Origin of the sequence: Natronorubrum bangense, from assembly GCF_004799645.1 — an archaeon.
GTDB classification, from domain to species: Archaea; Halobacteriota; Halobacteria; order Halobacteriales; family Natrialbaceae; genus Natronorubrum; species Natronorubrum bangense.
The window spans coordinates 706,074-722,736 of the sequence record NZ_CP031306.1; the positions used below are offsets into that span (position 1 = coordinate 706,074).

A 16,663-nucleotide genomic window follows, 5' to 3' on the forward strand; every position below is an offset into this window, starting at 1 on the left:
GATACGACGTAGATCGCGAGTACTCGTGATACTCGCTATTCTGGTGATCTGTGGTGCTGCCCTCGCTGTGGGTGCGGTCGGTGCTGTGACAACCACTACGGTTGAGAGCGGCGATAGCATTCAGGGCGCAATCGACGACGCCGAGAACGGGGACACGATCCACGTCGAATCTGGAACGTTCGGCGAATCACTGGTCATCGACGTCGACGATCTAACGCTTGAAGCCGTCGGCGAAGAGCCGACGATACTCGACGGCACCCAAGCGTCAGGTTCGACTGGTATCGTTGTTACAGCGGACAACGTCACGATCGATGGCCTCGAGGTCCGTGAGTTCGACGAACACGGAATCAGCGTACAGGACGCATCAGACGTCACTATCGACGGCGTGACGGCAGCCGATAACGGCTGGGCTGGCGTTCTATTCGAGAACGCCGAGGGTGGAACGGTACAGGACAGCACCGTTACCGGAAACGGGTTGGCGTTGGAGGACGACGAACCGGTTCCGGGCATCCGATTCGATGACTCACCGAACGGCGAGATCAGCCACAACGACGCCACCGACAACGCCCGACAGGGGATCAACGTCATGGGTGGCTCGGCCGGCACGCTGGTCGAACATAACACGGCCTCCGGAAACGAACGATCCGGGATATACGTACAGGACACGAACGCGGTGACGATCGAGGAGAACACCGCCGAGGACAACGGATTCCGCGGGATTCACGTCGAGGGAAGCGACGAGGGAACCGACGAGAAACGAGTGCTGACAGGCATTGAGATTCGCGGCAATGAGATCGCGGACAACAGTCAATCCGATCTGACTAGTGAGACCTACTCCGGAATCTTCGTCCAGAGCGTCGACGGCGCACTCGTCGAGGACAACGTTCTCGAACGGAACCTTCGAGCGATTGTGGCCGAGGAAACGATCGACGTCGAACTCCGAGGAAACGACATCTCGAATCCGCGCGTCCAGACCACTCATGAGCTCCAGGCGATTGACTCACGCAACGTCGTCATCGAGGACAACACGCTCACCGACGTTGGCATGGGGATTCTGGTCTCCGAGGACGGATTCGATCTGCAGGCCATCAAACCGTTTGACTCGTCGAACGCGGAGATCCGCGGTAACGACATCACGAACGTCCAGAACGGGGCGGCGATCCAACTCGGATTCAGTGAAGACGGAGCCACATACAACGGCTCTGCCAACGCGGTCATCGAGGACAACGTTATCAAGAACACTTCCAGTTCTGCGATTGTCCTTGCCGGGCTTTCCTCAGAAACCGTCATCGAGAACAACGAGGTAACGAACGGTGGTCCCTCGGGGGTATTGATTACGCGAGGAGGAGCGGTTGATAGTGTTGACCCCGAGACGTTTTTTGATACGACTGACGTCACGATCACGAACAACCGACTCAACGAGAGTAACGTGGGTGTGCGGCTCCAGGCGACCACACGCGTCACCGTCGAAGGCAACATCCTCGCTCGAAACGACGTCGGGATCTCGTCGTCGTCGAACCAGACCGAGACGGTGCTGCAATACAACGAGATCACCGACAGCGCCGACGCCGGCATCCGGTTCTTCGGCTCGGCGGGCGACCTTCACGCCTACGGGAACTACATCGAAGGCGGCGACGGCAACGGCATACAGGTCGGTTCCGCCGGCGGCGGTACCTTTGAGAACAACACCATTACTGACGTTGGCCGGTTCGGCGTCGTGTTCTACGACGACGCCTGGACAGGCCCAGGCGATGCACGCTCGAGCGGGTCTGCGTTCGATGACCAGCGCAACGAGGGGTCGGTGATCGACAACGAGATCACGAACGCCGGCGTCGACGGCGTCCGCGTTGATTTCGGGACGGGGATCGAGATCAGCGACAACGAGATCAGCGACAGTGCCGAACACGGGGTCCGTCTCGCATACCGATCCGCGACCGACGACAACGTCGCCGAGGACTTCTTCCGTGCAGCTGAGGACACCACCGTTTCCGGTAACGAGATCGCCGGTAGCGGCGAGATCGGGCTATACGTCGACACGATCGCAGCACCAATCACGCCGGACGGACGCGGTGGTGGGACCGGTTCCGCTCCTGACCCAGACAACGAGTTCCCGACAGGCGTGTTCGTGACCGACAACCGGTTCGAGTCGAACGGGAACGGCACCGTGTTCACCCCCTACGTCTCCGGGATCGAGATCGAGACCAACGAGTACGTCGACCACGAGACCGACCTCGTCCTCGAGCGTGTGAGCGATGTCGAACTGTTCGACAACACCCTCGAGGCAGGGATCTCTGTCGAGGGGGACGACCTCGAGCACTTCGCACACGACGTCGACAACAACGTCTTCGAGGACGACTCGCCGCTGTTCTACGCGACCGGCGAGTCCGGGACGACCGCTCCGACGGATGCGAGACAGGCCTTCGTCGTCGATTCGACCGGCGTGACGGTGGACGGTCTCGAGAGCGAGGGGATGCCAATCGGCGTCCTCGTCGCCGAAAGCGACGACGTAGCGGTCACAGGCGCGACGGTGACTGAAGCAGGCGCGGACGGCGACCGCGGGATCGCGGTGATCGGTGGAACGGATATCGACATCACCGAGACGACCGTCGACGGCTACGCCACCGGCGTCGAGTTCGATGGCGTCGGAGACGCGACGTTCGGCGGCGGGGACGTCGTCGACAGCACCGGCGACGGTGAAGGTACAGGTGGTATCGTCGCAACCGATTCGACCAACGTCACGATTGCGACGACCGAGTTTGCCGGGCACGCCTCACACGCGATTCGGTTCGACGAGGTCGAGATGGGGACCATCGAAGCGAACGAAGTCAGTAGTTCCGAGAGAGGAATATGGGTCTGGAACTCGGGTGCGGTCGACGTTTCGGCCAACGACGTTCAAAACATCACTGACCGGGGAATCGATACCACTACAACCGGCGTATCGCTCGACTTCGAAACTGCGACGGTTATCGACTCGAACCTCGTCGCTGACGGCGACGCTGGAGGAATCCGTGGGTTCGGTGCCGAAGCGGTGACGAACAACACCGTCCGCGACAACGACGGGACCGGAATCAGTGCGGATGGCGTTATTGCCGGCAACCATGTCGAGGGCAGCGGTGGAAACGGTGGCATCGTTAGTGGTGCTGACGACGCCGAAATAAGGAACAATACCGTTCTTGGAAATGAAGGGATCTACGGGATTCGCGTCTCTACTGCGACGTCAGTAATCGTTGAAAGAAATGACGTTGAGGACAATGACGGAATCGGTATTCAGTTAAATTCTGTATCTGATGCGGTCGTCGAGGAAAACACCGTTGCCAACAACGACGAAGACGGAATCGATCTCAACGGAGTCAGCGACGTTGAGATGTTCGGCAATGATGTTAGCGCACACACAGATTTTGTAGGTATATCGAGTGCTGCGGGCGTCACGGTCGATGCTGACGGGGCGGTTACGATCGAATCAAATACGATCGAAGACAACCGCGACGGATTACGGATCGAATCGGCTGGCAGCGGTGATATCACTGTTGCAAGCAACTGGATCCTGAACAATAACAACGGCGTGCTCATCGAACCCGATGCCGACCACATCACGGTAACCGAAAACGACATTGCCGGTAATTCAGTCTACGGTCTCCGATACGACGGCGACGCTTCGACGCTCGAGGCGACGAACAACTGGTGGGGTGCCGAGAGCGGCCCAAGCACCACCGGAAACGACGAGCCGTTCGTCGACGCCGAGGATACGGACGTCGTTGCGGACGGCGACGGTGACGAGATTCACGCCGACAGCGGCCCGATCCAGTTCGCTCCGTTCGCGACGGCCCCACAGAGCGACGGAGACGATCCCGAAGAATCCGACGGGACGATCACCGGAACGATCGTCGACGAGGACGACAATCCGATCGCAGGGGTGGAACTCACCGTGATCGAACAGGTCGATCTCAACGAACCGGCGACCGAACCGGACGGGTTCACAACGGTCATCGTGACGGACGATTCCGGCGAGTTCTCCGTCGACGTGCCATCGGGTGCCTACAAATTCGATCCGATCGCGGCGACTGGGTTCGCCGACGGATACAGACAGAACGTCGAGGTCCAGTCCGCAGAGGTAACGACGCTCGATCCGATCACGCTCGAGTCGACTCCCGTTCTGACTGGAACAGTAACAGACGCGGAGACCGACGAGCCGATTGCGGGTGTCGAGATCGAATCGCGATTCTACGCGAGTGATCCGCTGTACACGGCGACGACCGGCCCAGACGGGGACTACGCGATCAACATCCCTGAACAGGGATCGCAAACTCCACAAGTCGTGTTTTCGGCTGAGGGATACGAATCGAAACAGATCGATGGTGCAGAGACAGACCTCGAAGAATCCACCGCGATTGATATCGAACTCACCCCGATTCCGGACCCGGGCACGATCAGCGGTCAGGTGACCATGCAGGAGACCGGCGAAGCCGTGGCGAACGTCTTCGTCAACGCCGGCGACCAAAGCGGCGTGACGGGCGAGGACGGCAGCTACGAACTCACGCTCCAACCGGGTACGTATACCGTTTCGACGTTCTCGGAGGATCCATCGCTCGGGACAGTAACCGAAGAGAACGTCGTCGTCGAAGAGGGTGAAACGACGACACTTGACCTCGAAATTTTCGAGTTGGGAACCCTCACCGGAACCGTCACCGACGGGGACGATCCCGTCGCTGGTATTCCGGTACAGGTCATTGATATGGAAACCGGGGAACCGATCGCCAGCGACTCACCCGTGGCTCCTCGAGTAATAGACAGCGATACCACGTCGGGCGAGGTTGAAATGGAACCAATCGAACTCGGACCCGTCACGAACGAAAACGGCGAGTACGCGATCGATGTGTCGCCCGGAACCTACGAGGTAAGCGTCTTCGCCGAGGAGTGGATCGCCGCTCCCGTTACGGAGACGGTAGCCGAAGGAGAGACGGCGACGGTCGATCTCGAGGTCGAACCGCTACCCGACCCCGAAGACGTCGAACTCGCGGTCGAGATCCGCACCGACGAGAGCACAGTTGACGTCGCAGACGGCGAGGAGATCACGGTTGTCGCCGAAATCGCTAACACCGGCGACGTCGCTGCAGCCAAGTTCACCGCACTCGGCGTCGTCGAGGCCGGCGTTCTCGATGGGGATGAACTTCCCACGGATGTCGACACGTTGTACGATGAAAGCAGCCTGCTGCCACGTGTCTTGGGGCCAGGTGACACACTCACAGAGACGTTCTCCTTCGAATCCGATCTCGCGTACGATGGCGCTGAGGCAGTCGTCGTCACGGGCATTCCGGACGGTCAGGACCCGGTTGCGTTCGATACGGCCGCACTCTCGGTGTCGCCGGTTGACGACGGACCGGCTCCCGATCCAGTCCCCGAACTTGATGTTCTCGAGGCAACCGTAATACCGACGCAACTCGAAACCGGCGAAGAAGCGACGATCGAGGCGACGGTCGAGAACGTCGGTGAGGTTGAGGGCGAACTGACTGTTCCGCTCGAGGTCAACGGCCAAACGGTCGAGACCGCGATGCACACCCTCGAGGCGGGCGAGAGCACGGACGTCACGTTCACGTGGACTTTCGAAACCGCCGGTGAGTTCCAGATCGGTGTCGGCGGTGTCGATGCTGGAACGGTTACCGTGATCGAGGACGCCGACGTCCTCATCTACGGCGCGGACGTGAACCAGTCTGCGATCCTTCTCGGTGAGACGATTACGATCACCGGCGATCTGCTCAACAACGGCGGCCCCGGCACTTACGACGTCGACCTGAATATCGATGGCGAGCGCGTTGAAAACACAACCGTCGAGGTTGGGCCGGGCGCGACGCCCGGCGCTGTTGAATTCGAATGGACGCCGACGGAAGCGGATCTGCCCGCCGATGAAGACGAAATGAACGCGACGATCTCTCTCAACGGATTCGTCGTCGAGACGGTCTTTGTCGAAAACCAGTACTCCGACATCCACGTCATCGCTGCGTCCGTCTCTGAGGACGAAGTCGTACAAGATGAGGAGGTCTACGCCATCGGGAGCATCTATCAGGCCGGCACAACAGAGGGCCCCGAGGTGGTCGACCTCACCGCCACGAACACCGAGACAAACAAAAGCGAAGTTGTAGATACTCAGGAGATAACGCTCGAGCCCGGATTCTACCACCTTGGTGCGCTCAATCTCTCGTTTGTTCCGGATGAGGCGGGCACCTACGATCTCGAACTTGGCGACCGTCATGCCGGCACCGTCGAGGTCGAAGAAGCCGAATCGGATCTTCAGGTCATTGCAGCATCTGTCTCTGATGTGGAGGCGGTCGAGGACGACGAGCTCTACGCAGTCGGGAGCGTCTACCAAGCGGGCAACATTGACGGCCCTGAGACGGTGGAACTCACCGCCACGAACACCGAGACAAACAAAAGCGAAGTTGTGGGTACCCAAGAGATAACTCTCGAGCCGGGCTTCTACCACCTTGGTGCGCTCAACATCTCGTTCGTGCCTGACGAAGCTGGCACCTACGATCTCGAACTCGGCGACAGACACGCTGGCACGATCGAGGTCGAACCTGCTGAATCGGACATTCAGGTCATCGCGGCGTCTGTCTCCGACGTGGACGCCGTCGAAGGCGACGAGCTCTACGCAGTCGGCAGTATCTATCAGAACGGCACGATCGACGGCCCCGAGGAGATTGAACTCACCGCCACGGACGTCGAAAGCGGTGAGACGAACGAGCTCGGCAGCCAAAACGTCACGCTCGAGCCGGGCTTCTACCACCTCGGTGCGCTCAACGTCTCGTTTGCCGCCGAACCGGGAACGTACGATCTCGAACTCGGCGACCGACACGCCGGCACGATCGAGGTCGAACCTGCTGAGTCAGACATTCAGGTCATCGCAGCGTCCGTCTCTGACGTGGAGGCGATCGAAGGCGACGACCTCTACGTGACCGGCAGCATCTACCAAGCCGGCAACGTCGACGGCCCCGAAGAGATTGAACTCACCGCCACGGACGTCGAAAGCGGTGAGACGAACGAGCTCGGCAGCCAAAACGTCACGCTCGAGCCGGGCTTCTACCACCTCGGCGCGCTCAACGTCTCGTTCGTCCCGGATGAGGCGGGTACCTACGACCTCGAACTCGGTGACCGACACGCCGGCACGATCGAGGTCGAGAAAGCGTACTCCGACGTCCAAGTGATCGCCGCGAGTGTCTCCGAGGTCGAAGTCACACAGGGCGACGAGCTCTACGCGACCGGTAGCATCTACCAAGCCGGCAACGTCGACGGCCCCGAGGAGGTTGAACTCACCGCTACGAACGTCGAGAACGGTGAGAAAGACGTGCTCGGCAGCCAAAACGTCACGCTCGAGCCGGGCTTCTACCACCTCGGCGCGCTCAATATCTCGTTCACGCCCGACAAACCGGGCGACTACGAGCTGGCGCTTGGGGATCGCGAAATCGGCACGATCACTGTCGACGAAATCGTCACCGACATTCGGGTGATTGGGGCGTCGGTTTCGGCAGTGGATACCCTCGAGGGAGAGCCGGTTCACGTGACGGGCAGCATCTACCAGAACGGTAGCGACGAGGCGACCGAGACGATCGACCTCACCGCCACGAACACTGAAACCGGCGAGAACGAGGTCGTTGGGTCACAAGAAGTGACCCTCGAGCCCGGCTTCTACCATCTCGGTGCGCTGAATATCTCGTTCGTCCCCGATGAGCCGGGGACGTACGACCTCGAACTCGGCGACCTTGACGCCGGCACGGTCGACGTCGAAGAAGCATACTCCGACGTTCAGGTCATCGCGGCAGGCGTCTCCGAGGTCGAACTCGTCGAGGGTGAGGAACTGTTCGTCACTGGCAGCATCTATCAGAACGGTACGGTTGACGACTCCGAGACGATCAACCTCACCGCCACGCACGTCGATACCGGCGAGCGCGAGGTCGTGGGGTCACAAGCAGTGACCCTCGAGCCGGGGTTCTACCACCTCGGCGCGCTCAACGTCTCGTTCGCGCCCGACGAGCCAGGAACGTACGACCTCGAGCTCGGTGACAGAGCTGCTGGAACAGTCGAGGTTGTGCCCGCCGAATCCGATATTCAAGTCATCGCGGCAGGCGTCTCCGAGATCGAACTCGCCGAAGGCGAACAGACCTCTGTCACGGGAAGCATCTATCAGAACGGTACGATCGACGGCCCCGAAGAGATCGAACTCACCGCGACGAACACCGAGACCGGCGACACCGCCGTCGTCGGCACCCAGGAGGTAACGCTCGAGCCAGGCTTCTACCACTTGGGCGCGATCAATATCACGTTCGAGCCCGATGAGGCCGGTACGTATGACCTCGAATTGGGCGATACTGACGCAGGGACCGTCGACGTCGACCCGGCCGAATCTGATATTCAGGTGATAGCCGCCTCTACCTCCCAAATAGAACTAGTCGAGGGCGAGCACGCGTACGTCGTCGGCAGCGTCTACCAGGGTGGGAACGTCGAAGGGACCGAGGAGATCTCGCTCAACGCCACTCACCAGGAGACCGGCGAAACGGAGGCTATCGGCAGCCAGGAAGTGACGCTTGCACCTGGCTTCTACCACCTCGGCGCGATCAACATCACTTCCGAGTTCAACCAAGCAGGCACCTACGACCTCGAGTTAGGTGATAGAAACGCTGGCACCATCGATGTCACCGAGTCGACCGTCGAGGCGTCGATCGTCGACGTCGCGGGCCACTCAGTCAGCTTTGATCCCGAGATCGAGACGGAACAGGTGCACGCAAGCGACGATGTCCCCGTCACCGTCGAGATTGATGCCGATCTCGACCTCGAGACGGTGAACGTGTTAGTGAGTTCACTCGAGACGAATTACGTCCGCTCGTTCGAGGCGAGCCATGACGAAGGCGAGACGTGGACGGCGACGGTTTCGCCTGCTTCGGTCGAAGACGACGGCCGCTACGAAGTGTCAGTGGTGGCCGTCGACCGAGTCGGCAGCGTCGGAATGGACGCCGCCGACAACCCACTTGTGATCGACCGTGACGCGCCACGCCTCTCGGCGACCCTCGAGGACGTTGATGGCGAGGGCGCGACGGTCGTCGTCGAGAGCGATACGCCGCTTGCAGAGCCTCCCGAGGTTGAGAGCGTGTTCACCGCACCCGACAATTCGACTGAAAGCGGCTCAGTCGCAATGCTTCCCGTCAGTGGAAGCGACACTCACTTCACCGGTACGTTCGCTACCGGCGAGACCGGAAGCTACGAGATCACCAGTGTCGGAACCGACCGCGCTGGGAACGAGGGTACTGACACCGCTTCGGTCACCGTCGACACTCGGTTCACCCTCGGTGATGGCGTCATCGAGATCGATGACACCGGCACCACCATCGCCTTCGAGGTCGCAGACGAGGCCGACGAGGCGATCCTCACGCAGGAGCTGTTCGCCTCACTGTCGGAGACGACCGCCAATGCGAACCTCGACGACGGCCAGCTTGGGGCCAGCTTCATCACCGCAGACCTCGACAACCTGCTCGATTACTACCTCGAGGAGGGCACCGTCGAGAGCGCGTCGATCTCGATGGCGATCGACGAACAAGAACTCCCCGGCAGCGCATCGGCCGACGAAGTCGAATTACACTACTACGATGACGCAAGCGGGAGCTGGGACCCTGTGGCAGGATCGACCGTCACGCTGATCGACGACGATCCGTTCGTTACAGCCTCGGTTACTGGCTTCTCCACGTACGGCGCGTTCGTCCCTGATACCGAACCACCGGTGATCGGTGACCGATCGCCGGCCGACGGATCGACGCTCGATGCGGATCTCGAAGAGACGACGGTCCGATTCGAGTACGCCGATGATCGTTCCGGTATCGACGTGGGAACGGTCACGATGGAAGTCGACGGTGAGGATGTCACAGCGAGCGACGACACCGACATCACATCATCGGCAGCGGAACACACTCTCACACTTGAGCCCGGAACGTCCTACAGCGCAACCATCACCGTCGCGGACACTACCGGCAACACTGCGACCGCTGACACGGGGTTTAGCGTGGCTGAGTCCGATAGCGGTGGTTCGGAATCGGGCGGCGGGAGCTTCCCAGTGCCGACCGACCCAACTACTGACGTTCCCGAAATCCCGACGGGAACCAATGCAACCGATACCGCCCGCACAACACTCGAGACCCACTCAAAGACTGGCGGATCGACAGCGACGTTCGAGACAGACGACGGTATTCGAGAGATTACGTTCGACGAAGCGGCCGACGGCGAAGTTGTCGTTCGAACTCTCGATGGCGTCCCTGAAGCGGCTGAAACCCCATCAGGAACTGTCCTCAGTGTTGTCCAGATCGCCGTTCCAGACTCACTCACCGACTCGCCGGCAACGATCACGACGGCGGTGCCAACCGCTCAACTCGAGGAGGCCGGGGCAACAAGCGATGGACTCGTGATCAGCCGACTCGACAGCGACAGCGGCGAATGGGACTCTCTCGAGACGACAGTCGATAAGGAAACGACCGATAGTGTGGTTATCAACGCCGACACGCCGGGATTCTCGGTGTTTGTCGTGACGGCCGATGCCACTGACTCAGCAGCGGATGACAAGTCCGGAAAAGAATCAGAACCAGCCGACGAGACGACAGCGGATGGCGAACTCGGAGAAGAACCTGAGCCGGCTGATGAGAGAACCGACGAACTAGACGACGAGATGCCAGGCTTCGGTGTCACCATTTCGCTCGTCGTAATCCTCTGTCTTGTCGTCGCAGCACGTCGGCGGGCATCCACAGATCGACAGTAGTGTAGCGGCTGTTAGAGCTTTTTGCTCATAGTTTGTAGTCACTTTCAGTGGACCATTCACGGCGGGGTGGATGTCACCTCGACGAAATTTCTGTCGAGGGGTTACAAGATCCCTCGACAATGTGGATCGAAAGAAGCCGACAAAGCGGCTCTTAGCGGCAATAGCGTACAAGAACGGCGTTACACAGACTGAACTAGCCGAGTGGTACGACGTTCAACGACGGACGATCTATAGCTGGGTTAAACGATTCGACACCGACGAGTCGCTCGAGCAGGCCGTTACTGATGCCAATCGATCTGGGAGAAAACGAAAACTATCGGGAAAAGATCAAAAAGAGTTCGAAGAAACGGTCCACGAGTCACCAGAGAAAGTGAGGAGCAAGAAACGTCCCACGAGGCGGTCAAAAAAGCGGTGGGGATGGGCTCGAGAAACTGCCGACCTGGAATGACTAGCATATCAACCAAACAGTAGGAGGTCGCGGCGTCCATCGACGAGCGCGACCCAGACGACGAGCGCGGTCGGGAGGACGGCGAGCGCGGCGAGGTACGCGAGGACGATTGAGAGTGCAGTGAGGAGGCCGAACTGGCCGAGTAGCGGCGTGATGGCAAGCACGAGAACGCCGGTCCCGAGGGCGGTCGTCAACATGGTGCCGGTGAGAGCGCCGCCAGTGCCTTGCAGGGTGGTGCGGACGGCAGCGTCGACGTCGTTAGTCGCCTCGTACTCGTCGTGGAAGCGGTGAGTGACGTGGACGGTGTAGTCGACACCGAGCCCGATGGTGATCGCGAGAATCGTTGCGGTGAGCGCGTTGAAGGGGATGTCGGCGAACCGCATTGAGGCAGTTAGCGTGGCGATAGCGACGATAACGGGGATCAGGGTGACGAGTCCGAGCGAGGGACGACCCAGGAAGAGCCCGAACAGGACGACGAGGAAGATGGCCGAGAGGCCGAGTGCGGCTGCCAGCGACTGGATAGCAGACTCGAAAATCTCATCGGCGACTGCCTGAAAGACGACGATCTCGCCGGTGGCAATCGCGCTTCCGCGGTAGCGGTCGGCGACTTCGCGGGCGTCAGCAGTGATCGCCTCGTCGTCGGCGTCGGATTGGACCTCGTAGACGATGCGGGTTGCGCGGTTGTCCTCGGCGAGGTACTCGTTCGTGAACGGCGCAAACTCGCTCGCGCGGAGTTCGTCGTAGATCAAGTCCAAGTTTCGGCTCGGAGGCCCGTCGTCGAGCGCGCTGTTCTCGACCAGTGTTCCAAACTCGGGGTTCTCGACGGCATAACCGTCGATCGGATCAGTGATGCTCTCGGTGCGGGCCTGCCCGTTGGTCTCGAGGAACGTGTCGGGAGGGTCGCGCTCCGCGCGTTCGAGCGACTGGATCGCTGTGTCGTCGGTCATGCGCTGCTCGACATAGATCGTGATCGTATCGTCTTCACCCGTTTCGAAGTTTTCCGAGAGGAAGTCGATTGTCTCGGTGACGGTGTACTCGCCGGGCTGCATGGGGCCGGGGAAGTGCTGGACGTACGATGGCTCCTCGCTCGGCGGCAGGAAATCCTCGTCGTCGAAGGTTGTGTCGACGCCCGCACCGTAGCCCGCTGCTCCCGCAGTCAGGAGGAGGACAATGACGAGAAAGACGCCTGGTGCGTGACGTGAGGGCACGGAGAGAGCGGGGAGAACGCGTCCGAGCACAGAGTCGGCGGAGCCAAGCGGCCGGGTGCCGAATTCGGGAATCTGGTAGTCTGTCGACGCCCGCCAGCGGTCGATCTCCAGTTTGGCTGCGGGGAGAAACCCGACGAAGATGACGAGCGTGAAGAGAATGCCGATGCCGGCGACGATGCCGAACTCCCGGAGCGGGCCGAGGTCGCTGACTAAGTTTGCGAGGAATCCGATGATTGTGCTGCCGGCAATCACAGTGTAGGCGACAATCAACTGTCGGAGCGAAACCCGCATCGCTGGAACGGGTGCAACTCCCTCGACGCGCTCCTCACGGTAGCGGTTCACAGTATGAATGCCGAAGTCGATGCCGATGGCGAGCAACAGGACTGGCACTGCGATCAACATGTCGGAGAATGGGATGCCAGCGTACCCGGTGAATCCGAACGTCCAGACGACGGTCATCAGCAGCGCGATCCCGCCGAGCACGAAGTCGAACGGGTCTCGGTAGGCATACGCCAGCAGCCCGAGAATGACGGCGAGCGCAGCCGGGACGACGATGGTGAGTGAGTCGAAAATAACTCCCCCGAACTCCGCATCGACGACTCCGCCGCCAAAGACGACCACGTCGCCCTGCGAACGCTCGGCGACCGTCTCGGCCTCCAACTGGACTGCCTGAAGATCTGTTTCCGCCGGGAACTCATGGCTGACGATGCCGAGAGACGCGGACGCGGAGCCGGCCTCCTCGTTGTAGTCCTCTCCGAGCAGCGTGGCAAACGCCGGGTCCTCGCCCGCCGACTCAACGGCGTCGTCTATCTCATCCGGGCTGGCGCGCTCGACGGCCTTGCGCTGCTCCTCGAGCGTCTCTGCCTCGGGATCGAGCTCCCTTGCGACCTGTACGGCCGGCGCAGAGACGTCTTGCACCCGAAGCTCGTCGCGCTCTTCTAACCGCTCTGCGGTTTCCAGCATGGCGAGCAGCCCGCGCCGGTCAAGGACGTTTCCGTCCTGCTGGATCAGCTGTGTTGTTGGTTCCTCGTCGCCAAACGCGGGGTCGAACTGCTCGTTGACGCGGTCAAGCGCGTCCGCCTCGGGGATGTCGTCAACGAACTGGTCGCTGCCCGCTTCCGCCTCTAGTAGCGCCATACCGGGCGCAAAACAGAGCGTAAGCAGCAGGCAGACGGCGACGATCCGGCGCGGCTGCTCCACGACCCGATCAGTGACTGCCCGAAACAGCTGCTCTGAACGGCGCATCTACTCGCGTCGGTCCCGGGTCCAGTTGCGTGTATCGTCGACCAGGTTGGCGAGCCCACCTCGCCTGTAGGCGGTGAACCCGACAGCAGCGACGAAGCCAAACAGTCCGACAACGAGGAGCATCACTTGGATCAGTCCGTCGTCGTCATCCTCAACTACGTCGAACGCCACCCGGTAGGTGTCCGACAGCTGCTCGTCGCCGTCGGCGTCGTCGTACCGGAAGTCGACCGAGGCGGCGTATGCCTCTGAGTTTGCGCTGCCGTCCACATCGACAGTGAAGCTCACTGTCGTCTCTTCCCCGGGATCGAGCGCGGGAACGAATGCCTCGTCGTCGTCCGCGTCAAGCGGGTCGTCAACGAACAGCTTGGCCTGCACGTCGGTCACTGGCTCGGGGCCGTTGTTCGTGACGCGCACGTCGTAGCGGACGGTCTCACCCGCGGTCGCTTTCGCGGGCTCCGTAGCGGGATCGGCTGGCTCGACGGCGAAGGTGTCCTTGGATTCGGCTACGTCAACGACGACGTCTGCGGGGTCAGAGACCGCGAGGTCACCTTCAGCGGTCCGGTAGCGGGTTGCAAGGTTGAGCGTGCGGTCACCGGGCGAAGCGTCATCGCGGATGCCGGCCTCGAACGAGACTGTCTCGGAATCGCCGACCGCCAGATCGCCGACGGTCACCTGCGTGTCTCGGGGAACGACGTTCGGATCCGTGGGCAGGGGCTCGTCGACGACACCCTCGACTGCGGGTGCCTCGTTATCAAACACTACGACGGCGTTGGAGATGTTCTTTGGACCCTCGTTTTTCACCTCCACCTCGAAAGTGCCGTCTTCGCCGACGCGAAGCGTGGATTTCAGTCCCTCGTAGCCGAATGACTGTTCGGCGAGCGGGGTAATTCCAGTCCGGACCGTCCGGGCCTCGGCGTCCGCGTTCTCGCCGTCGCGGTAGTCGACGTCGAGATTGAACGTCAAGGGACGAGTCGTCGCTTCGGCGTCGGCGTCGACCCGGTAAGTGAACGTGACATTCTCATCCGGCTTCCACTCCTCGACGTAGGTGTCCGTAGCACCGGCGTTGGAGGTGAACGAGAGGTCTGGATCAACAGAGGTAGCACTCACGCTGGCGTCTCGGGCCGACTCCTCGGCGACGTTGCGAAGGGTCACGTCGACGGTCCCTGGGACGCCGGCCTGTACGTCACCCGTAATGTCGACGACGGCGAACTCCGCGCGGTCGGTAATTTCGATGACGACCGGAACTACTTGCGTCTCGGTCGTCTCGCGGCGGTCGGTGGCTCCGTTGTCATTCTCGGCGAGGCGCACGTTGCGGTACTCTAGCTCGACCGGGATTTCGTAGACGCCCGACTCCGCGTTCTTGTCGGGGACGACAGTGAAATCGACGGGGCCGGTGGTCCCCTGTGGTACGTCGCCAATGGCTTGCTCATCCGTACGCACGTCGAGAGGGACGTCCTCAAACCCCTTGTTATCGGCCTCCTCGCCGGTGAGGATTCGCGCGGTTGTCTCGTGGGCTGTCAATACCTCACTTTCGAGGTTGTCGAATCCGCTTTGGGTTAGATCCCCGCGGTTGTTCAGCGTCACTGACAGCGTTGCCTCTTCGCCCGGCACGAACTCGGTCTCCGGCGCGTACCCATCGACGTCCGGATCGCCGACGGCGGTGTCGTTGGCAGCCACCAACGTTGCAGTCCCTGCAACCATGAGCGCGAGGAGTGCGACGGTGAGGATCGCCCCAGTTCGATCCATATTATGTAGTGTTTGATATTGCGTCGACGGCTAATACGGTTGGCAAACATAGGAAAACTTCATATCAGTTTCTGTATGTTTGTATGGAAATAGATGCTGTCTCGAGACGTTGTGACGATAGTTCAGCGATATTTTGTCCCATCTCTGACATCGACTGAAACGAAATCTGGTTTCACCGACGGGAGTTTAAATACTGAGATCGTACTGTCAACCATGGAGTCACTCTGTGACCTCGGACTCTCAAGCTATGAGGAACGCGCGTATCGGGGGCTGCTCAAACTCGGCACCGGCACAGCAGCTGCGGTTGCCGAGGAGAGTGGCGTTCCAAAGGGGCGTGTGTACGATGCGCTCGGCGGGCTGGAGTCACGGAGACTGGTCCGGGTACAGTCTGACCGTGAGCCGAAACGCTACGTACCGGTCGAGCCGGACATCGCCGTCGACCGGCTGGTGAGCGCCAAGCGGCGTGAGCTGGAGACACGGATCGAAACGTACGAATCCGGACGGGACGAGCTCATCGCCCGGCTCGCGGACACCAGCCTTCCCGCCGAGGAGTTCTGGACCGCAGCAGTCGGCGCTGACGACTCGCTAGAGCTGCTCGTCGAGCGCGTTGAAGCCGCTGACGAGTCAGTGGTCGTCGCCTCGCCTGCGGTCTCTGAGCAGTTCGACCTCGACCGCGAGACACCAGACCTGCTGAACCACCTACTCGACGCGATACGGCGGGGGGTGGAAGTATCGGTCCTCCTCTCACCGTCACTCTTCGACGACGCGATGGCTGCGATCGACAACGAGCGCGTCGCACGTACCCTCACACAAGGCCCCTTCGAGCTCCGCGTCTCCGATGACATGTACGGCACCTTCCACCTCATCGACGGTGAAGAGGTGTGTCTGGAGGTTCCTGACCCGCTCGCACCCAACCGATTGTTCGGCATGCTGAACCTCCGGGACCCAATCTTCGCCGCACGGGTCGAGGAGGGCTTTCGCGAATCGTGGGATGATGCCGCGGTCGTAGAGGGCGTGTAAAAGAGAGACTTGGGCACCCCGTGGACAGCCGTCGTCTTCAGATAACTACTCGAGGCCGTCTTCTGAGTGAACCGCCTCGGGGTCACGTGGTTCGAGACGCGGAGCGTCTCGTCATCAAGCGAGACCTATGGTCTCGCGGACCTTGCGAATCTCCGATTCGCTCAGTCACGAGAGACGGGAGTGGTCGGCGCTATGTTTGAATCTGCA

Annotated in this window: 4 protein-coding genes and 1 pseudogene; 3 read left to right on the forward strand and 2 right to left on the reverse strand. The window is 60.9% G+C overall.

The annotated features are described in order from the left end of the window. Positions 1–85 precede the first annotated feature (85 nt). Positions 86–10,789, forward strand: a complete 10,704-nt coding sequence (locus DV706_RS18770; RefSeq protein ID WP_205849558.1) for a right-handed parallel beta-helix repeat-containing protein — start codon at positions 86–88, stop codon at positions 10,787–10,789. Between the two features lie 47 nt (positions 10,790–10,836). Further along, positions 10,837–11,162, forward strand: a pseudogene (locus DV706_RS18775) (helix-turn-helix domain-containing protein); the annotation flags it as partial. Between the two features lie 83 nt (positions 11,163–11,245). On the opposite strand, the gene DV706_RS18780 reads toward DV706_RS18775, so the two are convergent. Both DV706_RS18780 and DV706_RS18785 read right to left on the reverse strand, forming a co-directional pair. Continuing rightward, on the reverse strand, positions 11,246–13,690 hold the full coding sequence (locus DV706_RS18780; protein WP_006067074.1) for an efflux RND transporter permease subunit: 2,445 nt from the start codon (positions 13,688–13,690) through the stop codon (positions 11,246–11,248). After that, positions 13,691–15,436: a COG1361 S-layer family protein gene (locus DV706_RS18785; protein WP_006067075.1), complete on the reverse strand. Its 1,746-nt coding sequence runs from the start codon at positions 15,434–15,436 to the stop codon at positions 13,691–13,693. It abuts the gene before it with no gap. Between the two features lie 213 nt (positions 15,437–15,649). On the opposite strand from DV706_RS18785, the gene DV706_RS18790 reads away from it, so the two are divergent. Further along, on the forward strand, positions 15,650–16,456 hold the full coding sequence (locus DV706_RS18790; RefSeq protein ID WP_006067076.1) for a TrmB family transcriptional regulator: 807 nt from the start codon (positions 15,650–15,652) through the stop codon (positions 16,454–16,456). Positions 16,457–16,663 lie beyond the last annotated feature (207 nt).

Bases quoted from the DNA above. Each gene is read 5' to 3' on its own strand.
- DV706_RS18780 (WP_006067074.1), bottom strand. From the start codon at position 13,690: ATGCGCCGTTCAGAGCAGCTGTTTCGGGCAGTCACTGATCGGGTCGTG.
- DV706_RS18785 (WP_006067075.1), bottom strand. From the start codon at position 15,436: ATGGATCGAACTGGGGCGATCCTCACCGTCGCACTCCTCGCGCTCATG.
- DV706_RS18790 (WP_006067076.1), top strand. From the start codon at position 15,650: ATGGAGTCACTCTGTGACCTCGGACTCTCAAGCTATGAGGAACGCGCG.